Here is a 22553-nt window from a genome sequence, read left to right on the forward strand (position 1 = left end):
GTGAGATCTGGTCTGGTTTAATCTGACCATGCTTCAAACCCAGTTAGCCTTTTATGCTAAAGGCTAACTGGGTTTTTAACTTTCTTGTTGTTCGTGGTGATATCACGGCAACAGCAACACCAACGGAAATGAGATTTATCAGATTATCGCTATGGGGATACGTGAATAGTGAAAGATGAGTGGGGTATATTCAGCACGGGTGAAAAACGCCCATATTCCAATCAATTTCTTTTCATTAGAATGCCAGTCTGGTTATAAAAATGTTCTGAAGTTTAGTCATAAGCGTGAAGGGTGAATAAAGTAACTGGGTGCCGTTTCCTTGGCGTTGATTAAAGTTATTTAAGCTGCTAAGGATACACTTAGAACGATAGACACTTTAGACACTTTTATTTTTTTTCGCATACTTAACCATTATGGAAACTAACGCCAAGATTTACGTCGCTGGCCATAATGGCCTTGTGGGTAGTGCTATTGTCCGTGCTCTCAAAGATCGGGGCTATACAAATTTATTGCTTAAGAGTAGTAAGGAGCTGGATCTTTGCCGACAGGCTGATGTTGAAGCTTTTTTTGAAGCGACTAAACCAGATTATGTTTTTCTGGCGGCGGCGAAGGTCGGTGGTATCCATGCGAATAACACCTATCGTGCCTCGTTTCTCTACGACAACCTGATGATTGAGGCCAATGTTATCCATAGTGCCTACAAAACGGGTGTCAAAAAGCTATTATTCCTGGGCTCTTCCTGTATTTATCCCAAGCTAGCGCCCCAGCCCATGCGCGAAGAGTCTCTGCTCACGGGGTTTCTGGAGCCCACCAATGAGCCCTATGCGATCGCAAAAATTGCCGGTCTCAAGCTGTGTGAAAACTACTGCCGTCAGTACGGCGTCAACTTTATCTCCGCCATGCCCACTAACCTGTATGGCATCAACGATAATTTTGACCTGGCCAACTCCCATGTCCTACCGGCCTTGATGCGCAAGTTCCATGAAGCCAAGCTCGCCAACCAACCCACGGCAGATGTGTGGGGCAGCGGTAACCCCCTACGGGAATTTCTCTATGTGGATGATCTGGCCGATGGCCTGTTATTCATGATGGACAAGTATGAGGGCATTGAGTTTGTCAACATTGGTAGCAGCAAGGAAATTTCCATTAAAGAGCTGGCCCTAACCATCAAGGATGTAGTGGGCTACGGCGGCGAAATTGTCTTTGACAGCAGCAAACCCGATGGCACGCCCCGTAAGCTCATGGACCCCTCTAAGCTTACTGACCTGGGCTGGCAGGCCCAAACCTCTCTACAGGAGGGCATTGCCAAAACCTACGACTGGTTCCAGCTGCACTATGAATCCCTACGGGGCGTAGGCGCATAGACAAGGGCGCTACAGCTGATATGGTATCTACTTGTCAGACGCTGACAGATTGACTACCATCGTGGCTCAGCAACGCCACAAATCACTATGGTGCAGCGCCTAGCGCATCGCTATCACATCGATAAACCTATGGGTCAAGGCGGCTTTGGTACAGTCTTCTTGGCCCACGATGAGCAATTGCCCGGCCATCCTATCTGTGTGGTTAAACAGCTCAATCCCATCCACACGGATGCCCTTGAGGTTGCTAAGCGGCTATTTAACCTGGAGGCTGAAACCCTTTATCGGCTGGGGGAACATCCCCAGATACCAAGATTACTCGCCCACATAGAAGAAGCGGGCGAACTTTACCTGGTACAAGAATATATTCCAGGGCAGTCCCTGGCGGACGAATTTGCCCTTGGCCCCATGGCGGTGGAGCAGGTGATCCAGGATCTGCAAGGCCTGCTGACGGTATTGGCTGCCGTCCATAGCCAGCGGGTCATTCACCGCGATATTAAACCTAGCAATATTTTGCGACGGCAGGAGCCGGATCAACCCGCAGGTCCGCTAGTGCTGATTGACTTTGGTGCGGTCAAAGCACTGCAAGCATCACCCAACCCAGACTTGACCGTTGCCATTGGTTCTTTGGGCTATATGGCTCCAGAGCAGCAAGCGGCCCATCCTTGCTTTGGCAGTGATTTATATGGCCTGGGGATGGTGATGCTCCAGGCGCTATCTGGGCGGCATCCTATGGGCTTTGGCACCCCTGCCACCTGTGCCCGTGTGGGGGTCAGTGTCCCCCAGGAGCTGGCCCAGTTTATCGACCGGTTGGTGCATTTGGACCATCGTGAACGGTATGGGACTGCGGGGGAAGCGCTACAGGTGTTTCAAACGCTATTTGATGGGCTAGAAACATCGGAGGTAGCGTCTGGGTCTGGGCCGACGGTGTTGCCGACGAGCCCTTTGCCAGGAAAGGAGGCATTAGGTGAAGGCACGTTGGGTTTCTTGGGGGCAACCCAACCTACGTCGCTTTCTCATCGTTCGGTGGAGGGCACGTCTAACTTCGCTCTCGCCAATTCGTACTCCCAACAAACCCATCGGAATCGTCAGGCTCTACGCAATAAGGTTCGCCGTTTCTGGATTGAGGGTGTTCTGGATCGCTCTCTCCACGGTCAAGTTTTGTTGAATTTAGGGTTAGAAGAACGACCCGATGCGATCTCACTTCCCTGGCAAATTACCTACGCGACTCCTGGCCAGTCGCCCCAACCGTTGCCAGCAGGTACCCAGGTCAGCCATGTTTTTGATGCCATTGGCGAAGGTCGCACTCTCTTAATTTTGGGTGAACCAGGAGCTGGCAAAACCACCACACTGCTGAGTTTGGCCCGCAAATTGCTCGATCGGGCTGAAGAGCAACAGCGGTTACCGGTGATCTTCAATCTCTCGTCATGGCGCAGTGGCGCAATTGCTCCATGGCTGGTTAAAGAACTCAACAGCAAATATCAGGTACCTCAGGCCATTGGTCGACGCTGGGTAGATCAACAACAGTTGTTATTGCTGTTAGATGGCCTGGATGAAGTGGCACCTGACCGTCGCACCGCCTGTATCGAGGCTTTAAACCAATTCCATCGAGACTATGGTCCTGAAATGGTGGTTTGTTGTCGCATTCGTGACTATGAGCAACTACCCCAAAAGCTTGAATTTCAGGCTGCTCTTTACCTGCGCCCCCTCACCGATGAACAGATTTTAGCGTATCTAAATCGTCCTGAGCAGGGGTTAACTGGCTTAAAATCTCTTTTAGAACAAAATGCCGCTGTTCAAGATGCCACAACCTCTCTGATGGAGTTGGCCCGTTCGCCACTGATTTTGAATATTATGGTGCTCACCTATCAGGGAGTATCGTCTGACGAGATTTTGCGATTGGGCCATCAGCCGCACCATGGAGATTATCAACATCAGTTGTTTGATGCCTACATTCAGCGGATGTTGACCCATCGCCCTGGGCACCCTCTCTACAGCACGACCCAAATCCAGGGCTGGTTAACGTCTCTGGCACAGCGATTGGTGCTCACATCCCAAACTGTTCTTCTCATTGAACGGATTCAACCCGATTGGCTGGCCCCAAAGCTGAGACGTTGTTATGTGGCTGGACTGTGGTGTAGCTTTTTTGCGATCGCCACTCTCCTGGGTGCTCAGGTGCTCGCTTGGGACAGACTACTGTTGGCCGTTGGCTTAGGTAGCCTGATTTGTAGCCGCATCTTTGGTGTTTATCGCATCACCCCTGCTGAGACATTGCGCTGGTCCTGGCGACAAGCTCGCAATAACTTATTGCTGGGGCTGAGTTTAGGCCCCTTAATTGGCTGGAGTCTCAAAGTGGGCTTCGGGTTTATATTTGGCGATAGCGCTTGCCTTCGTAATGGCACCTGTTTCGCCAACCATAGCTTGATCGGTCTGGCGTTTGGGGCCACCCTGGGTCTCACATTTGGCCTGATTCGTGGCTTCAGCGGCAAACGCATAGGCAATACCAGTCGTCCCAATGATGGTATGTGGCAATCAGCCCGTAATTCCACCTTATTTGCCCTGATATCCATGGTTACGCTGTACGTACCTGGTGTTCTAATTGGCAATACCAAAGCTTCATTTTGGGCTGCGACCGGTTTGGCTTTTGGCTTTGCTGCGGGTGGCGGTGAAGCCTTGATCAAACACACCCTGCTCCGAATAATTCTAACCCTGAGTGGCACGACTCCCTGGAACTACCGTAAGTTCCTGGATTACGCTGCTGATAGCATTTTTCTCCAAAAAGTGGGGGGTGGGTATATATTTATGCATCGACTCTTGCTTGAGCATTTTGCCTCTTTTGGAGAAGAGAATACCTAGTTGTCTGCGACCTCAAGGGAACTCAAAACTCTGAACTGTCAAAAAAAGGTGAACTTTACCACCTTTCCTGAAAATCGAACAAAATACTGATATGGTGATAAAGTGTGTGATCCGATACAGTTTATCTTTTAATGTCCTATGTATACAACTGCATTTTTGATGATAGCTGCATTAATCATTGTTATTGTTGTTGTTGCTATTATTGGAGCTAAGTTTAGCTGAATATTTTAACTACAGGGATCAACACATTGTTGATGTACATTACATTGATGTTGTCTCTAATAAATATTCAAAATTTGGAATTTGAGACAATATTTTAATGTCGGAAGCACAGACATTCTGGACAAGGGCAATGCTACGCTCTCGTTGCTCACTAGGGGGTAATGCCTTCAGGATATTGACAACAATCTCTAATTTGGTGGCTGCCTCCTTCATGTGTTGCCGTATATTGGTCAGTAATTCTACCTGATTGCCACTAAGACCTTCACGGAATAGCTGAATCTCTTGCTGCAACTTTAACAATTGAGCTTGTGAAGCAGCCTGCTTTTGCAAACGACTTTTAATGGCAGTTAACACATCTGCACGGGTAAAGGGCTTGGTCAAATAATCATCTGCCCCCAGCACCATCCCCTGACGCACATCTCCTTTGTTTGCCAGGGCGGTCAGAAAAATAAAGGGAGTTGCTATGGTTTTAGGTTCCTGACGTAGGGCCCGTAGCACGTCATAGCCATCAAGTTCAGGCATCATGACATCACAGATAATTAAATCTGGCAAATGCTCAAAGGCTCCTAGTAAGCCAGTCATGCCATTGTCTGCTCCAACAACATTGTAGCCTTCTAATGTCAGTAATTCTAAAAGGTTTGAACGAATTTCTACTTCGTCTTCGATTACTAAAATTTTAATCATTACGTTTTCTCGGGTAGACCTAATATGTTCGACTGATGGATAGATAAATACAGAGCCCTAGGCATTTATTAGGTTGCCCGAGAATGTGGTTGGGTTACTCAGAGAAATCACAGGCAGCGTAATCACGAACGTCGTTCCTTGACCAACGGTACTGTCAAAGGTGATCTGTCCATGGTGCAATTCTACGGATTTTTGGATGATGGCCAACCCCAGACCGGTCCCTGAAATTGTGCCAACGTTAGGCCCCCGGACAAATGATTCAAATAGTGTCGGACGCGCTGCTTCTGGAATACCAATGCCGTGGTCTTGCACCGATAGGGTCAGATCATGGTCTGTGGTCTCCAGGGTAACCAGAATTTCACCACCGCTAGGGGAGTAATTGATGGCATTACTCAACAAATTAGTCAGAATATGGCGCATGAGTTTACGGTCAATGTGATGGGATGTGTTGGGCAGGTGCGATCGCAACACCAAACTGTGGCGATCCGTCGTAATTTGCAATTCTTCAATAATTTCCTGACAAAACTCACTAAGCACCAGCGGCTGCGGATTAAACTCCATCCGACCAGCCTCCACTTTGTTGATTAATAGCACATCATTTAATAGCTCAGTCATATGGGTGGCAGCTGTTTGAATTTTTTGTAAATACTGATGTTGCTTGGTAATCTCCCACTGTTCACCATAATATTTCAATAGTTCTGCCGATGACAAAATTGTTGTCAGAGGTGTGCGAAACTCATGGGATGTCATCGACACAAATCGGGTTTTCATCTCATTGAGTTCTCGTTCTCGCTCCAGGGTGTGGCGAATTTCTGTTTCAATCTGTTTTCGCTTCGTAATGTCACGAATAATTGCCATGACTTCTTGCGGGGAGCTGTTAACAATACGTGCCTCGAAATCACGATTTTCACTGTCAAGGGCTAGCTGAAACTCCAGTACCTCAATTTCTTCAGTTGCTAATGCCCGAGTAATACATTGCTGCATAGCTGCGGCCACTGGCTGGGGCAGCACATCAGCTAAATAATGCTTTAAGCAAGCACTGGGAGAAAAGGGCAACGTATGGTGTTTGGGTTCACTAAAGTTCACAATCTGACCCTTGTCGCTAATGCGAAACATGGGATCTGGAATGGCATTGAGTAAGGCTCGATTAGTGGCATAGCTGGCCTGTAGAGCTTTTTGTTCTTGTTTTAGATGCTCAGCGGTTGCCCATAACTGGCTGGTACGCTCCTTGACCTGAGCTTCTAAGCCATCGTGGAGTGCTTGAAGCTCAGCTTCGGCCCGTTTACGCTCAGTAATATCAACTAAATAACAGCGAATTAGATCGCTCTGGGGAATATAGTGAAATGCCTGTTCAAAAATCCGATCGCCGACCGCTATATGGCGGACAAATTGTTGTTTTTCCTCGGCCTGAACGGCATCAATCACTCCCTCTAAAATCGGATGGCTGAGTTTGGCCAAACTAATGGTAGGAAACTGGCTAACGGCAGCCGGGTTGAGGTACGTCAACTCCCCTGTTAGAGCAAGCTCAATAATTGGATGGGAGAACAGTTGAGGAAACGACGCCAGGCGAGCAATAACAGCATCTTGGGGGCGATCTGATTCAGCCATGAGCGATGAATCCACAGGGGCGGCAATGAGTGTGGCCATGTACTTTTCTGCTTCATCACTGCCTGAGAGCAGCCACTGCACATCCTCACTATCAGCAGCCGTGTGGTACCGCACCTTCACATTGGCCCCAAATACAATTTCATCACCGTGGCGCAGATTACGAGAATCGCAGCGTCGGCCATTGATAAACAAACCGTTAGTGCTAGGTTTTCCCTGTAAATTGCCATCAATAATCTGAAACCCGTAGTCATCTTCACCAGGATGGGGCACTCGCAATAAAATGGCATGCTGACGCGAGACTTCTTTAGAATGGAGAACAATTGAGTTGCTGACATCGCGACCAATGGATCCAGAATCAGCATATAAATTGACGGCACGCTTTCCCTGGTCGTCTTCGATAATTAAAAGATGTTGCATACCCACAGATTGGTTTTGTTCAGATCACAATAGTTGGCCAAGCATTGGCTTGCCATCAGATTGCCCGATTCTGCAAAGGTAAAAACATGGTACTCCTGTCTAGAACATTTCCCCAACGCTAGGTTTGATGAATGATATACATGCCCTTCTCGAAAATTTATGTATGCATCAAAACCATTTTGAAACCAATCTTACCAATGCGAAACACACCATTAAAACATGGCAGTTTGAGGGAGTTTTGCTGGAATGGTATCACTTGGTGCCCGGACCCGCTGGCCCCATTCCCAAACATTGTCATCCAGAGTATCAACTGGGGTTTAGTCAGGATACCAACGGAGGGTACTTCTATCGAGGCGGGGGACATCCGGTACCGATGGGGCACTTTAGTCTCCTGCATTCGGGGGAGGTCCATGCCACCACTCGTAAACAGACCTGGCTCGAACAATATCGTACCTATTGGATGCTTTACATTCATCCTGATCGGTTGTCTGAGGTTTTTACGGCCTTATCAGGGTCTTCTACTGGTTTACCTTTTTTTGATAACCCAGTCATTTATGATCCCACCTTAGCCACCCAATTTTTGCAGTTCTTTGGCACCTTTCAACAACAGACTAGCACCCTTGAACGCACGACCCTACTATCGATATGTCTCAATCAGCTGATCCAACGGCATGCAGAACAACGCGTTGTACCCCAGATACCTAAGCGAGATCGCCACCGTGTTCAGCAAGTGCAGGACTATCTGATGGCCCATCTAACTGAAAATGTATCGCTTGATCAACTGGCCCAGCTGGTTGGGCTCAGTCCTTACCACCTGCACCATATCTTTCAGCAAGAGGTGGGTATGGCCCCACATCAATATCAGATCCAGGCTCGGGTTAACCGCGCGAAACAGTTGCTACACCAAGGCTTGTCACTCAGGCAAGTGGCCGAAGATGCTGGTTTTTCCGATCAAAGTCACCTGACACGGCAGTTCAAGCGATTCTTGCAGGTGACGCCAGGCCGCTATTTGCGACAAAAATGATCAAAAACCGCAAGAATGTTCAAGACTTCGATGTTAGGGTTTGATATTCTTCGATATTGTGTGGGTCAGAGCTAAGCCTTTCTGTTTGAGCACGATGCCAAGCTCTTGGCTCAACCACTCGTATCATTTATTGCAATTATGGAAGAATCTTCTATCCATGATCGAGAACGCTTAGTATCTTGAGTTGGTAATGACTTAGATGGAAATGATCTGACTCAGTTTTGAGTGATAGTCAAAAATCTGGCCAAATTTATATTTCTTTTCTTGTAATAAAAACTTGGTAACACTGCACACTTACTGGTTACAGTCAGGGACGTAACCTATGTATTGAGGGATTCCTCCACAGTTGCTTCAGATCTGCTAACGTTACTTTAGGTTGTTTAAGATCCTTTAATTGTCTAATTGTCGAAAATTGTCAAAGAAAGTGTTTTTTGCATTCACAACAAAATTATTGCAATTTTATCCACCCTTTCAGAGCAAAGACAGTCATGGAAACACAATCTGCGATTACACCAACCGCATCGTCTGGTCTTGGCCGTAACCGTCATCAAGGATGGCTCTGGTTATTAGTAGGATTTCTAGGACTGGCGGGTGGATGGTTTTTATGGAGCCGATTTCAGCAGGATGTAGTACCTGGCGCGATCGCAGCCCAATCCACCACCGTTGAAACCGAAACAGCGCGCTCTGCCCCCGTAAAAGAATTCTCAGAATTTGTTGGCGCGCTGGAAGCTCAGGAACGGGTAATGCTGCAGCCTGAAGTCGAGGGCCGTATTACTCAAATACTGGTGGTGGCAGGTGATCGGGTGTCAGCGGGGACGCCGATTTTGCAGCTCAGCCCAGACCGTCCCGCAGCGGTTGTCAGTGGAGCTATTGCTGACATTGAAGTGGCTCGCGCCTCACGCAGTGCAGCCCAGGCAGAAATTTTAGAGGCAGAAGCGGATCGGGATAGTGCTATCGCTGAACGGGCGTTGCAGGACACTGAATATCAGCGTACACAATCTTTAGTAGATGCGGGGGCTCTGGCGCAGCAGTCGTTGGACCAGGTGGCGCGAAATCGGGATGTTGCGATCGCAGCCCTAGCAGCAGCCGAGCGTCGTATTCAAACTGCCCGTGCCAACCTGGCAGAAGCCCGTGCCTCTTTAAGTCGAGCAGAATCCAATGCTGCTGTTGCCACTGAAGACCTATCCGACTATCAGGTTGTCGCCCCCATCAATGGAGTTGTTGGTGACTTACCCGTCAAAGTCGGTGACTACGTCAACATCGGACAGATGATCACAACCCTGACCAGCAATCAAACTATGGATCTGCGTCTCTCGATTCCGGTAGAACGTAGCAACGAACTGCGAGCAGGTTTACCCGTAGAACTTCGTACCCAGGAAGGTTTAGACCCCTTAGTAACAGGGCGCATCAGCTTTGTCGCCGAGCGGGTGGAAGCAGGAGCCCAGTCCATCCTGGCTAAGGCAAGTTTCCCTAACCCCGATGGACAACTGCGGGATGAACAGTTTGTTCGCGCCAATGTTATCTGGGACGAATCTCCCGGCGTTATGGTGCCCACCACCGCCATCTCCCGTGTCGGTGGCCAAAGCTTTGTATTCGTGATGGAATCGGCCACAGAAGGTGATAGCGAATTTGTTGCCGTTCAACGCCCGGTCCAGCTTGGCACCATAGATAACAATCGCTATCACATCATCAGCGGTGTAGACACAGGAGAAACCATTATCACCGCCGGCATTTTACGCCTATCCGACGGCGCACCCGTCACTGCGGACAACTCCACCTCAGCCAACTAATAGGCACTTAGCCTGGAGCCCCCGTTCACAATTCAAAACTCTCCCCCACTCCCCATGACCTCCCCCAACTCCCAACAGGATCCCTCCCAAACCACCCCCGTTGACAGCTCACCCAGTCCAGAACTCCTCGCCATTCAGAAAATGATGGGTGAGATCTCAGCGCTGCGTGAAGAAATCAGTCAGCTATCCCAGCTGCCCCAACAGGTGCGCCAGATCGAACGTCGCTTAATGGTGGTGGGCGATCTCTACCGATACGAAACCCTGCACGAACAGCTATCCAATCAGGAATGGTTTGCTGCTGACAAAGAAACTGTTCGGCTGATTGCCGATATTGCTGGTGTCTCCGACTTAGAAGACCTCAGCCCCCGCGAAATTCGTAGCTTCTCCTGTGGTGAGCTGCAAGTAATTGACCGTCTATGGTCCACCTACAGCGAAGGACACTTTGGCTTTAGTGTGCAGCTGCAAATTTACCAGGAGTTAGGCGGTAGCCTGGAAAGCACCATCGGTGAAGACCTGCAGCTTACCCAGCGATGGGGTGCTGCTTTGGGCTGGCGTGAAGGCGTTAGTGAACAAACTCCTACCGGGAATCGCTGGCGCAAATGTGATGAATTGGATTTTTCTCTCAACGCACCTAAGGGGTGCCATCCATCTCGCTGGTGGAATTCTCCCTACGGGTCTCGGATGACAAATTACTTTCTCAATCGTTTAATTACCTGCGATATGTAGAAGAAAATTTCGGCATAGCGGGGCAGGCACAAGGCACAGCCCCTACAAGATTTTTCCCCTTCTCCCCCCTCCCCTGATCGCCCCATGTTTGTCGAAACTTTTATTCGCCGCCCTGTGCTCACCATGGTGCTCTCTATCATCATCTTTATGGTGGGGGCCATCGTGATTCCGACGCTGCCTGTGGAACAGTATCCTGACATTAGTCCGGTGCAGGTGGTTGTCAGCGCTAACTACATTGGTGCCAGCTCTGAAGTGGTGGAAGAAACCGTAACCACCACGCTGGAGCGTGAGATTAACGGCGTTAGCGGTATGCGCTATATGAACTCCACCAGCAGTGATGATGGCACGAGTTCAATTACCATCACATTTCGTCAGGGCTACGACCTCGATATTGCAGCTGTCGACGTTCTCAATCGGGTTTCCATTGTCACCCCCCAGCTACCTCAGGAAGTACAGCGGACCGGGGTTACGGTGCGTAAACAATCCAGCAGCGTGGTAGTGGGGATGGCCATCTACAGCGAAGAGGAAGGTCTTTACGACGACAACTTTATTAGTAACTACGCTGATCTCTACGTGCTAGATGCCCTACGACGAATTCCAGGTGTGGCTCAGATACAGCCGTTTGGTGAACGGCGCTATGCTATGCGACTGTGGCTTGACCCAGCTAGGATGGCGGCTCGTGATATTACCACCGAAGATGTGGTGGATGTTATTCAAGAACAAAACCTGCAGGTGGGGGCAGGCAGTATTGGTCAACCGCCGACGGAAGATGGCCTCAGCTATCAGCTAACCCTGCGCACCCAGGGTCGTTTAGAAGAGGTGAGCGAGTTTGAAAACCTGGTCATCAAAACTGAAGATGATGGCAATCTAGTCTATTTTCGCGATATTGGTCGAGCCGAGCTAGGGGCAGAAAGCTACAACACGTTTGCCCGCTATCGACAGCAGGGGGCGATTGGCTATCAGATTGTACAAACACCCGGCACCAATGCTCTAGAAGCTGCCAATGCGGTTAAAGCCACCATGGCTGATCTGGCAGAAGACTTTCCACCAGGGTTGAGCTATGCAGTCCCCTACGACCCTTCGTTATTTGTAGTGGAATCTAGAAAAGAGGTCGTCAGTACCCTGCTTCAGGCAATTATTTTGGTGGTGCTGGTACTGTTTTTGTTTCTTCAAAACTGGCGCGCCACCATTGTTCCTGCGGTGGTGATTCCGGTGGCCTTAATCGGCACCTTTGCCTTTATTAAAGTGTTTAATTTCTCCATCAACAGTCTCACCCTGTTTGGTTTAATTCTGGCGACAGGGATGGTGGTGGACGATGCCATCGTTGTAGTAGAAGACATTGCTGGCAAAATCCAGGATAAGGGTATGCGGCCCCACCTGGCTGCGATTGAAGCCATGCGTGAGCTGACAGGGGCGGTGATTGCCACCTCGCTAGTGCTGTTAGCTGTATTTATTCCAGTGGCCTTTTTTCCGGGGACGACAGGACAGCTTTATCGCCAATTTGCTCTAACCATTGCTTTTGCTGTTACTATTTCCACGTTTAATGCTCTGAGTTTGACGCCTGCCCTATCGGCGCTGTTAATTCGTTCAGGGCAACAGCCTGGTGGTTGGCTGGGGCGATTTTTTGGTTGGGTAAATAGCGGTATTGATGCTATGCGTCATGGCTATCAAGTGAGTTTGGGACGCCTCACTCGCCTAAAAACAACAGTGCTGATTTTGTTTGTTGCCGCCCTGGGTGTGGCAGCCTGGCTTTATACCTCAGTACCGACAGCATTTTTGCCAGAGGAAGACCAGGGTTATTTAATTAGCCTGGTACAGGGACCCGAAGGATCTTCGGTAGACTACACCAGTGACATCATTGAACAGGTAGATCAAACGTATCTTGGTATTCCTGAAGTGGAGGGTACCTTCTCCTTAGGCGGGTTTGGTTTTAGCGGTAATATTCCCAACAACGGTGTGATTTTTTCTCCCCTGATTCCCTGGGGTGAGCGCCCGAGGGAAGGGCAATCGGCCCAGGCTGTACTGGGTCAGGTGTGGCCACAGTTTGGTCAGATTAAGGAAGCCAATGTGATTGCCTTTAATCCCCCGACTATTCAGGGATTAGGCAGCATTAGCGGTTTTGTCTTTCAGCTACAGGACCAGGGCAATAACGATCTGCAAACATTTATGCAGGCCAAGGATGAACTGGTGGCAGCAGCCAATGCAGCTCCAGAATTGCAGAATGTTTTTACTACCTACACGGCCAATGCACCGCAGTTAGATGTGGATATTGACCGCAGTTTGGCAAAAGCGATGCAGGTGAATATTGATGAGATTCTCAATACGTTACAGGGCTTTTTGGGGTCGCGCTATGTTAACGATTTCAATGCCTTTGGCCGGACTTATCGGGTTTACATGCAGGCTGATGCCCAGTTTCGTTCGAATCCTAGCGATATTGGCAATCTCTATGTAAGGTCTGAGACTGGGGAGATGATCCCTCTGGATACTTTGGTGACTATTTCACCCACTACGGGACCCCAAACCATCAATCATTACAATCTGTTTCGTTCTATTGAAATCAATGGTTCGCCAGCAGCAGGCTACAGTTCTGGACAAGCGATCGCAGCTATGGAACGCATCGCCAGTGAAATCCTGCCCACATCCATGGGGTTTGAATGGTCCGGTATCTCTTTAGAAGAACTAGAATCCGGTGGCCAGGCTCCGATTATCTTTGGTTTGGGCATTATTTTTGTTTTCTTGGTGCTGGCGGCCCAATATGAGAACTTTATTGACCCAGTGATTATTTTGTTGGCGGTACCGCTGGCCATGTTGGGTGCACTGCTGGCGATTTCTATGCGGGGATTGCCAAACGATGTCTATTGCCAGGTGGGTCTGGTAATGCTGATTGGTTTAGCCAGTAAAAACGCAATTCTGATTGTGGAATTTGCTAATCAGCTAAGAGATGAAGGTTTATCCATTGTACGTGCAGCTGTGGAAGCTGCTCAGCAACGGTTGCGACCCATTATCATGACTGCCATTTCCACCCTGTTGGGGATTTTTCCTCTAGTCATTGCCACAGGAGCCGGATCCGCTAGTCGTCAATCTCTAGGCACTGCTGTTTTTGGTGGCATGATCGTCTCCACAGTGTTGAGCCTGTTTGTTGTGCCAGTGCTCTATATCGTCATTGTCAGTTTCTTTTGCCGGTTTAAGGATAACTGTCGTGACCTATCACCGATGCCACCAGAGGTTTCTACAGAAGCGACACCTGAGATGGCACTTGCGGCTCGCAAATAAACACACAATCGGCAGATGTTTGTCTATCGTTGAGGTAATTACAAACAGGAGAGATGGCAATGCTCCGATATAGATTAAGTTCCATCGTTGGAGCTGTCATGGCTGGGGCCATGGTGTTGAGCTGTGCGACGTCTAATCCAGAGCAGTCAGCGACCTCACCTGATGCTCCGGCAGAGGCTGCATTGTCTAATAACTCAGATCCTTCCAGCCAGGTCCAGGCAGAGAGCCTACAACAAACCATTCTGGTAGAACCCTTAGAGCATCCCTGGGGAATGGCTTGGCTACCGGATGGCACCCTGATGGTGACCGAACGTCCAGGACGGGTGCGGCTCATTAAGGCAGGTGGTTTTCTGGATCCCACCCCCGTATCGGGTGTGCCTGATGTATTTGCCGCTGGCCAGGGCGGTTTAATGGATGTGTCAGTGCATCCTCAGTTCGCTGAAAATCAGTGGGTCTATTTTACCTATGCCGCTGGTTCTTCGGGGGCAAATCAGACCCGTGTAGCCCGAGCACAATTTGATGGTGATACCCTCTCTGATTGGACCGTCATCTTTGAGGTGAATCGGACCAAACAGGGTAGCCAGCATTTTGGCTCGCGCATTAGCTGGTTGCCGGATAATACAATGCTGATTTCCATTGGCGATGGCGGTAATCCACCGCTACAGCTAGAGGGTGAGCTGATTCGGCATCAGGCGCAAAAGCTGGATAGTCATTTGGGTAAAGTTCTTCGCCTTAACGACGATGGGTCCGTGCCAGAGGATAATCCCTTTGCCAATACGCCAGACGCTGATCCCGCTGTTTGGAGCTATGGCCATCGAAATATTCAAGGACTGATGGTAGACCCCATCACTGGTCAGGCTTGGGCCACAGAGCATGGCTCACGGGGTGGCGACGAGCTGAATCGGGTGGACCCAGGGGAGAACTATGGTTGGCCAGTGGTGACCCACAGTCGTGAGTATACCGGTGGCGAAATTTCATCGGAGCGATCGCGACCGGGCATGATCGATCCTCTGGTGGTTTGGACACCTGCGATCGCACCGTCTGGTCTACTCATTTACCAGGGCGATCGCTTCCCTGATTGGCAAGGTGACCTATTCGCCGGCGGTCTGGTTTCGCAAGATGTGCGACACATTGCCCTGGACGATCTTGACATGGTTATCAGTGAAACACCTATCCCCATTGGCCAGCGTGTGCGGGATGTGCGCCAGGGGCCGGACGGACTGATTTATATTTTGACCGATGAACCCAACGGGCGGCTTATTCGGTTAGAGCCAGGGTAGGCGGCTAAAGAAAGGGGGAGTGATTGGTTATTGGGGCGTATGTAAGTTTTGAGTTTTGAGTGATGGTGTTCTGGTGTAGCCGTTAGTGATTAGCCTTTGATTCGGGGGCTGGCACAAGGCACAGCCCCTACGAGATATCTCCTTTAAACGAAGGGGAATGATTCACATTTGGTGTTAGAGATGTTGGAAACAACCTGAGAACCTAAAGATTCTTGACACCAAAGAAGATCTCGTACAACAGAGATACCTTTTACCCGGACCTCGCCGTAACCCAACCTTCACCAGAATGTTTGCGCTAAGCGATCACCCTGTCGGGGGAAACCCCAGCTTGCTTAAGTGGTGTAGCTGATGTGGCTTCGAACAAGGGAGTTTAGGCCCCCACATTAGGAGGGTAAACCCCAGTAGGCCTAGGTAGACTAGCTTAGAAATTTCCGGAAAGGAGGAAAGCCCTGAGCCCCCCCTCTAACCCTCTACCAATACCCCCAAAATACTCCCTTGACTTAGAGCCCACTCTAACTCCTAACCTAGGCTTATGGACCAGGCACTCACCATCCAACAAGTCGCCCAAGCCACCGGCCTGAGCACCCACACCCTGCGCTACTACGAACGCTGTGACCTAATTGCCCCCATCCATCGGGCCAGCAACGGTCACCGTCGTTACTCAGCGCAGGATATCCGCTGGATTCAGTTTCTCACCAAACTGCGCATGACCGGCATGCCCATTCGTCAAATTCAGCAATATGCCACACTGCTACGCCAACATCCTGACGCCGTACAAGAACGGCGCGCCTTGCTAGAAGCCCATCGCCAAACCGTTGTGCAACAACTACAGGAGCTACAAGAAAACCTCACCGTAATCGACTGGAAAATTCAACACTATAAAGAGATTGAAACCAAACTGTCCGAAACACCTGTGCAAACATCACCCCAGAGAACATTATGAATTCCGTTGCCCAGTCTGCACCCTCTGACCGTTACCAGCAAGGCTGGCAAATGCTCAAAACCATTGACGGCGAAGCCGGAGAAAAAGTAATCGATAGTCTGCAATCCATCGCCCCCGATCTAGCCCGCTACGTCATTGAATTTCCCTTTGGCGATATCTATACCCGTCCGGGTTTAGATCTAAAATCCCGAGAAATTGCCACCCTCGCCGCCCTCACAACGTTAGGGAATGCCCAACCGCAGCTCAAAGTTCACATTCACGCCGCCCTGAATGTCGGCTGTACCGCCCAAGAGATTGTTGAAGTTGTGATGCAGATGGCCGTATATGCAGGATTCCCCGCTGCTCTCAATGGCATTACCGCCGTTAAGCAGGTCTTTGCAGAGCGCAATATCCACCTAACTGGAGAATAAACCCATGAAAACTCGAAAACGGCGATGCCATTGTTCCCATTCCCGGCACCAAACGTTATCCCGATATGAGCAGCGTCAATCGTTAAATAGCCATATCTATGCGGTGCGGCACCCCATGGACAGGAGCTGAGTTGGAGTTTTTTGTACTATTAGGCTGATTTTTTTTAACTAATAGCTGCTCAAATTGCAACGCAACAACCTTGGCAATGGCCATCAGCGTTTTAGCATCCTCATCATTCCAATGATTTGATTCAGGTGCACCAATGGAAATTGCCCCTGAAATTTTACGACAGACGAGCGGTGCCGCAATTAATGATTGGGCTGTGGGCATCACCACGTCTACGTCCGTTCGTTGATTAGTATCTCGAATCTGCACCAGACGTCCCTGGCACATGACCTGTCCGCTGATACCCTTAGCCAAGGAAATTTTGCGACCCTTACCATTGGCCTCACCCACAAGCACCGGAACGGTGTAGTAATCGTTATCAAGTTTGAACGAAATGGCTACGCCAGCTGCCCCAAAGACAGATTGCAAAATAATAGCCGTATTCTGCAACAGTTTTGATGGGCTGTTAGATGACATTTCTGCAATATTGTGCACAGTACGAAGCTGTTGCCAGCGTCGCTGGCTCACCTTGTCAGTTTGCTCAATCAACTCCAGCATGCGACTGTTGATCTCAGCAATGTGCATATACTGCTGACTGTAGAGGCGTTCCTTCACGGGGCGATACATGGATTCCATTACCTGGGACATGAGCAAGGCAATGCGATCTACCACAGCTTCGTCATAGGACCATAGCGCATCGTATTGACGCCCACTGGTACCAGGCTGGTTTTCAGTTTCTTGAGCCACTAAGGTCGCCCAAAACTCAGACGTGTCAACAAACAAAAACCATTCCTGTGCCAGAGCTGACGTAGGACTCAGCTCAATAAATTCTACCCCTTGGATTGAAGGTGGCTGACAATCTGGCACACCGAACACATAGACCCGTCGACAAACTGAGCCTAACCGGCTATAACGGCGCATTTGTTCGGGAAAATTTGAAAAGCGCTGGAAACCTGCGTAAAAATCAACCGCCAATTGATGCTGAAGAATCTGATCTTCAATCTGCTGACTGATCACGTTCATCATTTCAACCGAGCGCGTAAAGCGCAGGGTGTCGTATTGCCCTGCAAGTGAGCGAAAGAGGGATATATCCATCAAAAATACGCAGGCTGAACCTACTAGTAGACAAACCTAAACAACAACAACATAGATGCCCCCAGTGCCATTGAGTACCTGGCAATAGTTCAAATCTTATTGAAACTATTGCCTTGACATCGTTAATACTGGCTATTTTTAGTTGTACATGTCCTTGTAAACATAAGCAATGAAAAGAGTTTCACAAGACTCTATTCATTGATGAGTTCACTCTTACACTACTCTAGCGTTTGCCACTAAATATTCCACCGCTCAACATTTTGACTCAAATGCCAGGAATGTTCTAAAGATAGAAGAATACTAGACATTTGACTATTCACTCTAACAGTTGAGGTCAAAAACACACAGAAACAGTCAATTTAGAGGTGAAATTGGACGAATAACGCTTGTTGTCAATTACTAGGATGATAACGTATTCAATTGACTTCAGGGAATGTTTCCTAGGAGTTCAATGGGTTAGCCTATAAAAGTGTTCTTAAAATAGGATAAATGACAGATACCAACAGGTACCAATAGATGATATCTAGCGACGTGTTCTAAGGCACAGTTGCTGAGGGATGTTACACCAATAACTTGGAATTGCTTGCACATAGGCTGACAACTGACGAGAATATTTTTTTGGAGGAGGGGTATGAAATATCGTGCGATCGCAACCGACTATGATGGCACATTAGCCACCGAGGGGCGTGTTGCCGACACCACGTTGGCGGCTCTAAAGCGTTATCAGCAAGCAGGGGGCTTGCTATTAATGGTAACTGGGCGAGAGTTGACAGATCTACAAAACGCTTTTTCAGCCCTGGCCATTTTTGATGGTGTCGTTGTTGAGAATGGTGCGGTTTTCTACCACCCCGCCAGTGAGCGGCTTCAACTGTTGGCGGACCCACCCCCTGACGCATTTATCGCCACCCTCAAGGCTCAGCACGTTAGCCCGATCAACACAGGACGGGTAATTGTATCCACCTGGCAACCCCATGGAGCCGTGGTGCAGCAAACCATTCAATCCATGGGATTAGCATCCCGAGTGATTATGAACAAGCGGGCTGTCATGGTGTTGCCTGCCAACGTTACCAAAGCGACGGGGCTCAACGTGGCATTGACTGAGCTGGGGCTGACGGCTAATCAAGTCGTTGGGATCGGTGATGCGGAAAACGATTTTGACTTACTTAAAAGCTGTGGTTTGGGCGTCGCCGTCGCCAATGCTCTGCCAGCCGTTAAGGATATGGCTGACCGCGTCACCACCCAATATCGCGGTGCTGGTGTAGAAGAGCTGGTTGATTGGATTTTAAATGGTGAACTGTGATGTTGGTTTACTGTTTAGCCAAAAGCTCAGAGTCAGGACATTCATAGGTGGTCATGGGACTTAGATATTAAGGAATAACGCTCATAACAGTATTTCCTAAGTATCCATAAAAATGATGTAACAAGGAACACGCTTATGTGGAGATAGTGTTACGTTACATCAAGCAATTAGCTGTAACAGCAAAGCCAAACGCGATAGTATGGGCGCTAACTTGGGCCATATCTACGTTCTATTCCGTGACTTGCCATGCAAATCCTTCACGGTACCTGGATTCCTGAATCTGGGGCTGACTTTATTCTATCGGGTGAATTTTACCTATGGGTTGAAACTATTGCAGAAACAGCGTTTCAGGAGGCAGAGCCATGCCATCCTAGACACTTAGTGGCGGCAGATTTAGTTGACCTACTAGCGAATGAGTTTAAGATTCAGTCCCCCGATCGATATCCGTTGGAGGAGCTGATCACTCCCTGCTACTTCCTATTGCCGACGGTTGACAATCAGCCACTGCCGTCTTTAGAGCTATCGCGCTACCTGGAGATTGACTTACCCGATCGGTTTAAATTTGAATATTGGCAAATTGATTGTTGTTCTATCCCAGCTGCCGCCGCTGTTAAAAGTAAAGCAGGTCCAAATTCTGTTATTCCTTTACTCAATGAGCTTCATTTTCTTGCCCTACACAATTTGAGTGAGATCCAGCTAGGGGCAGACCTGCTATTTTGGTTCCATTTTACCCAAGCGTTAAAACGGATTATTTGGAAAGATCACTATGTTCCTGCCCTCAAATACCGTTCGCTAGACCCCATCAAGAAACGTCAGTCATCTAAGCGGTCAGACAACTTTGAAATTTATTCAGGGTGGGAGTTTATTGGTGAAGACTATGGGACTACCCTGGAGGAATTTGTGGAGCACATGCCCCTGATGTGTGCAGCAGGATTTGCGGAACCGTTTACAACACCTCAGTTTTACGATCGGTTGTCTCTCCTGCGGCATTTCTCAGAATGCTTACTGACTGAAATTGTGGCCCATACTCAGTTTACAAAAGCATTTGAAAACACCATCAAAGATTCAGTGCTGACGGACTGTTTAGATCTAGATGTGTGGCCCCAGGCTGAAGGGTTAGAGCAATATCAACAATGGCAGGCCTGGCGCGATCGCATTGTCCGCACCCAGACCGATCAGCCCTTTTATCTGTACTTTCATCTCCAAGACCCATTCAAACCAGACGACCCCTGGCAGCTACAGTTTCAGGTTGCGCCTAAAGATGATCCCTCCCTCAAGCTAGCCTTAGATAACTATTGGCGCATGGGACCTAAGCAACAGAAACAGATAAAAGACCAATTGGGGGGAGAGTTTGAGCAAAACCTGTTGCTAAACTTAGGCTATGCTGCTCGGATTTATCCCGATCTCTGGCAGGGCATGGAAACCGACCAGCCCGTTGGCATTCAGCTCACTCTGGATGGAGCCTTTAACTTTCTCAAAGAGTCGGCCTGGGTGTTAGAAAATGCGGGCTATAAGGTGATTGTGCCCGCCTGGTGGACCCCCAAGGGACGACAGCGGGCGAAGGTGCGGCTCAAGGCCAAAGGAAAGTCCCTGTCAGGAGGTGACGATAAATCCAAGAGTTATTTCTCCTTTGCGAGCCTGGTGGAGTACCAATATGAACTAGCCATTGGCGAAGAAAAGATCACGGAACAGGAGTGGAACCAGCTGGTCACTGCTAAGACGCCATTGGTGCAGTTTCGCGGTCAATGGATGGAACTGGACCAGGACAAGATGCAGCAGATGCTGGAGTTTTGGAAAACTCATCAGCAGGAGAATCCAGAGCTGTCACTGTTGGACTTTATGAAGCTAACGGCGGCGGGTGAGGATGATTTGGAGGTGGAGTGCGATCGCAAAGATACCCTCGCCGATATGCTCACTAAACTGGGCGACAAAAATAAGCTCCAACCCGTGGATAACCCCGATACATTCCAAGGTCAGCTGCGGGAATACCAAAAGCGAGGCGTTTCCTGGTTACAGTATCTAGAACAGCTGGGTCTCAATGGCTGTCTGGCCGACGATATGGGGTTGGGTAAAACCGTCCAGGTGATTGCCCGCATGGTGCAAGAACGGCAACCTCCTAAACCTAAAAAAGGCCGTAAAAAGAAAACAATAGAAGCCATCCAAGTACCGCCTACGCTGCTGATTGCCCCCACCTCTGTGGTCGGCAACTGGCTCCGGGAAATCCAAAAGTTTGCTCCCCAAATTAAGGCCGCCGTGCATCACGGTAGCGACCGTGCCAAGGATGCTAAAACCTTCAAAAAAGCCTGTCGAGAGCATGACATCTTGATCACCTCTTTTGCGTTAGCTCGCAAAGATGCCAAGCTGTTTAATGGTGTCGAGTGGCACCGCATTGTGCTGGATGAGGCGCAAAATATCAAAAACCCTAAAGCAGCGTTAACCAAAGCCATTTGTAAATTCTCTGCGCCTCACAGATTGGCCCTCACCGGCACCCCAATTGAAAACCGTCTATTGGATCTCTGGTCCATTTTTAACTTCTTAAATCCCGGCTATTTAGGCACCCAGGCCCAGTTTCGTAAAAGCTTTGAGGTACCGATTCAGAAAAGTAACAATCCGCGTCAGTCGGCCACCCTGAAAAAACTGGTGGAGCCCTTTATTCTGCGGCGGGTAAAAACAGACCAATCAATCATCAAAGACCTGCCGGATAAGGTGGAACAAAAACTGTTCTGTAACCTGACGAAAGAACAGGCATCGCTCTATGAAGCCGTGGTCAAAGATGTGGAGACTCAGCTACAGGCCGCAGAAGGCATTCACCGCAAGGGATTGATCTTAGCAACGCTGACAAAGTTGAAGCAGGTGTGCAATCATCCAAGGCAGTTTTTACAGGATGATAGTGAGTTTACGGCGGTGCGCTCCCATAAGCTCACCCGCCTTACCGAAATGGTGGAAGAGGCCATGGAGGAGCGGGATAGCCTTTTGGTATTTACCCAATTCACCGAGCTGGGGTCAGCCTTGGAGAAATACCTGCGCCACACCTTTCACTGTAATACCTACTATCTCCATGGCGGCACCCCACGAAAAAAACGCGAGGCAATGATTGCTGAATTCCAAGATCCGGAAACAGAGCCGTCGGTATTTGTGCTTTCGCTCAAGGCTGGTGGTGTAGGCATTACCCTGACCAAAGCTAACCATGTTTTCCATTTTGACCGTTGGTGGAATCCATCGGTGGAAGATCAGGCCACAGATCGGGCTTTTCGAATTGGTCAGAAGAAAAATGTGTTTGTCCACAAGTTTGTAGCCATGGGCACCCTGGAAGAGCGCATAGACGAAATGATCGAAGATAAGAAGAAGCTGGCGGGTTCAATTGTTGGGGCCGATGAATCCTGGTTAACGGAGCTGGATAACGATGCGTTTAGGCAGCTGATTTCGTTGAACAAAAGTGCGATCATGGAGTAAGAGGG

At 49.1% G+C, this 22553-nt stretch carries 14 protein-coding genes; 11 read left to right on the top strand and 3 right to left on the bottom strand.

Annotation, left to right across the window (positions count from 1 at the left end; all coding sequences use genetic code 11):
• The first annotated feature begins 413 nt into the window (after nt 1-413).
• Nucleotides 414-1364 (top strand): GDP-L-fucose synthase, encoded by a 951-nt coding sequence (gene fcl / locus SPB21_RS12230; RefSeq protein ID WP_163668527.1) that lies wholly within the window; start codon nt 414-416, stop codon nt 1362-1364.
• Between the two features lie 87 nt (nt 1365-1451).
• The gene (locus tag SPB21_RS12235; RefSeq protein WP_499866701.1) at nt 1452-4217 is read left to right on the top strand and encodes a protein kinase domain-containing protein; all 2766 of its coding nucleotides are present in this window, start codon (nt 1452-1454) and stop codon (nt 4215-4217) included.
• A 261-nt stretch (nt 4218-4478) separates the two neighbouring features.
• On the opposite strand, the gene SPB21_RS12240 is transcribed toward SPB21_RS12235, so the two are convergent.
• Together SPB21_RS12240 and SPB21_RS12245 are read right to left on the bottom strand one after the other, a co-directional pair.
• Nucleotides 4479-5123 (bottom strand): response regulator transcription factor, encoded by a 645-nt coding sequence (locus SPB21_RS12240; protein WP_163702684.1) that lies wholly within the window; start codon nt 5121-5123, stop codon nt 4479-4481.
• 57 nt (nt 5124-5180) lie between these two features.
• Nucleotides 5181-7148 carry an ATP-binding protein gene (locus SPB21_RS12245; RefSeq protein ID WP_163702683.1) on the bottom strand — a complete coding sequence of 656 codons (1968 nt, stop codon included), beginning with the start codon at nt 7146-7148 and terminating at the stop codon, nt 5181-5183.
• 163 nt (nt 7149-7311) lie between these two features.
• Between SPB21_RS12245 and SPB21_RS12250 the strand changes: the two genes are divergently transcribed.
• The 7 genes from SPB21_RS12250 (at nt 7312) to SPB21_RS12280 (ending at nt 16594) form a co-directional block, all read left to right on the top strand.
• Nucleotides 7312-8172: an AraC family transcriptional regulator gene (locus SPB21_RS12250; RefSeq protein ID WP_499866702.1), complete on the top strand. Its 861-nt coding sequence runs from the start codon at nt 7312-7314 to the stop codon at nt 8170-8172.
• Nucleotides 8173-8660: 488 nt separating this feature from the next.
• Complete coding sequence (locus SPB21_RS12255) at nt 8661-9962, top strand: efflux RND transporter periplasmic adaptor subunit (RefSeq protein ID WP_499866703.1); 1302 nt, start codon at nt 8661-8663, stop codon at nt 9960-9962.
• Nucleotides 9963-10016: 54 nt separating this feature from the next.
• Nucleotides 10017-10688 (top strand): GUN4 domain-containing protein, encoded by a 672-nt coding sequence (locus SPB21_RS12260; protein WP_163668554.1) that lies wholly within the window; start codon nt 10017-10019, stop codon nt 10686-10688.
• A gap of 84 nt (nt 10689-10772) precedes the next feature.
• Complete coding sequence (locus SPB21_RS12265; protein ID WP_163668556.1) at nt 10773-13961, top strand: efflux RND transporter permease subunit; 3189 nt, start codon at nt 10773-10775, stop codon at nt 13959-13961.
• Nucleotides 13962-14020: 59 nt separating this feature from the next.
• Nucleotides 14021-15241, top strand: coding sequence for a PQQ-dependent sugar dehydrogenase (locus tag SPB21_RS12270; protein WP_163668558.1), 1221 nt, complete (start codon nt 14021-14023; stop codon nt 15239-15241).
• 532 nt (nt 15242-15773) lie between these two features.
• Nucleotides 15774-16184: a MerR family transcriptional regulator gene (locus SPB21_RS12275; protein WP_163668560.1), complete on the top strand. Its 411-nt coding sequence runs from the start codon at nt 15774-15776 to the stop codon at nt 16182-16184.
• Nucleotides 16181-16594: a carboxymuconolactone decarboxylase family protein gene (locus tag SPB21_RS12280; RefSeq protein WP_163668562.1), complete on the top strand. Its 414-nt coding sequence runs from the start codon at nt 16181-16183 to the stop codon at nt 16592-16594. Before SPB21_RS12275 ends, SPB21_RS12280 begins: the two co-directional genes overlap by 4 nt.
• Before the next feature lie 82 nt (nt 16595-16676).
• Here the strand turns inward: SPB21_RS12280 and SPB21_RS12285 are convergent, their stop codons facing one another.
• Nucleotides 16677-17795 (bottom strand): DICT sensory domain-containing protein, encoded by a 1119-nt coding sequence (locus SPB21_RS12285; RefSeq protein WP_163668564.1) that lies wholly within the window; start codon nt 17793-17795, stop codon nt 16677-16679.
• 631 nt (nt 17796-18426) lie between these two features.
• Here SPB21_RS12285 and SPB21_RS12290 point away from each other — a divergent pair.
• Both SPB21_RS12290 and SPB21_RS12295 read left to right on the top strand, forming a co-directional pair.
• A complete protein-coding gene (locus SPB21_RS12290) occupies nt 18427-19095 on the top strand; it encodes an HAD family hydrolase (protein WP_499866704.1) in 669 nt (222 codons plus the stop codon).
• 246 nt (nt 19096-19341) lie between these two features.
• Nucleotides 19342-22548, top strand: coding sequence for a DEAD/DEAH box helicase (locus SPB21_RS12295; protein WP_499866706.1), 3207 nt, complete (start codon nt 19342-19344; stop codon nt 22546-22548).
• Nucleotides 22549-22553: the final 5 nt, after the last annotated feature.

Origin of the sequence: Leptothoe sp. ISB3NOV94-8A, assembly GCF_043421595.1 — a bacterium.
In the GTDB taxonomy this organism is placed as follows: domain Bacteria; phylum Cyanobacteriota; class Cyanobacteriia; order Phormidesmidales; family Phormidesmidaceae; genus Leptothoe; species Leptothoe turfae.

Excerpts from the sequence above, each read along its gene's own strand:
- fcl (WP_163668527.1), top strand. The coding sequence starts at position 414 with ATGGAAACTAACGCCAAGATTTACGTCGCTGGCCATAATGGCCTTGTG.
- SPB21_RS12235 (WP_499866701.1), top strand. The coding sequence starts at position 1,452 with ATGGTGCAGCGCCTAGCGCATCGCTATCACATCGATAAACCTATGGGT.
- SPB21_RS12240 (WP_163702684.1), bottom strand. The coding sequence starts at position 5,123 with ATGATTAAAATTTTAGTAATCGAAGACGAAGTAGAAATTCGTTCAAAC.
- SPB21_RS12245 (WP_163702683.1), bottom strand. The coding sequence starts at position 7,148 with ATGCAACATCTTTTAATTATCGAAGACGACCAGGGAAAGCGTGCCGTC.
- SPB21_RS12250 (WP_499866702.1), top strand. The coding sequence starts at position 7,312 with ATGCATCAAAACCATTTTGAAACCAATCTTACCAATGCGAAACACACC.
- SPB21_RS12255 (WP_499866703.1), top strand. The coding sequence starts at position 8,661 with ATGGAAACACAATCTGCGATTACACCAACCGCATCGTCTGGTCTTGGC.
- SPB21_RS12260 (WP_163668554.1), top strand. The coding sequence starts at position 10,017 with ATGACCTCCCCCAACTCCCAACAGGATCCCTCCCAAACCACCCCCGTT.
- SPB21_RS12265 (WP_163668556.1), top strand. The coding sequence starts at position 10,773 with ATGTTTGTCGAAACTTTTATTCGCCGCCCTGTGCTCACCATGGTGCTC.
- SPB21_RS12270 (WP_163668558.1), top strand. The coding sequence starts at position 14,021 with ATGCTCCGATATAGATTAAGTTCCATCGTTGGAGCTGTCATGGCTGGG.
- SPB21_RS12275 (WP_163668560.1), top strand. The coding sequence starts at position 15,774 with ATGGACCAGGCACTCACCATCCAACAAGTCGCCCAAGCCACCGGCCTG.
- SPB21_RS12280 (WP_163668562.1), top strand. The coding sequence starts at position 16,181 with ATGAATTCCGTTGCCCAGTCTGCACCCTCTGACCGTTACCAGCAAGGC.
- SPB21_RS12285 (WP_163668564.1), bottom strand. The coding sequence starts at position 17,795 with ATGGATATATCCCTCTTTCGCTCACTTGCAGGGCAATACGACACCCTG.
- SPB21_RS12290 (WP_499866704.1), top strand. The coding sequence starts at position 18,427 with ATGAAATATCGTGCGATCGCAACCGACTATGATGGCACATTAGCCACC.
- SPB21_RS12295 (WP_499866706.1), top strand. The coding sequence starts at position 19,342 with ATGCAAATCCTTCACGGTACCTGGATTCCTGAATCTGGGGCTGACTTT.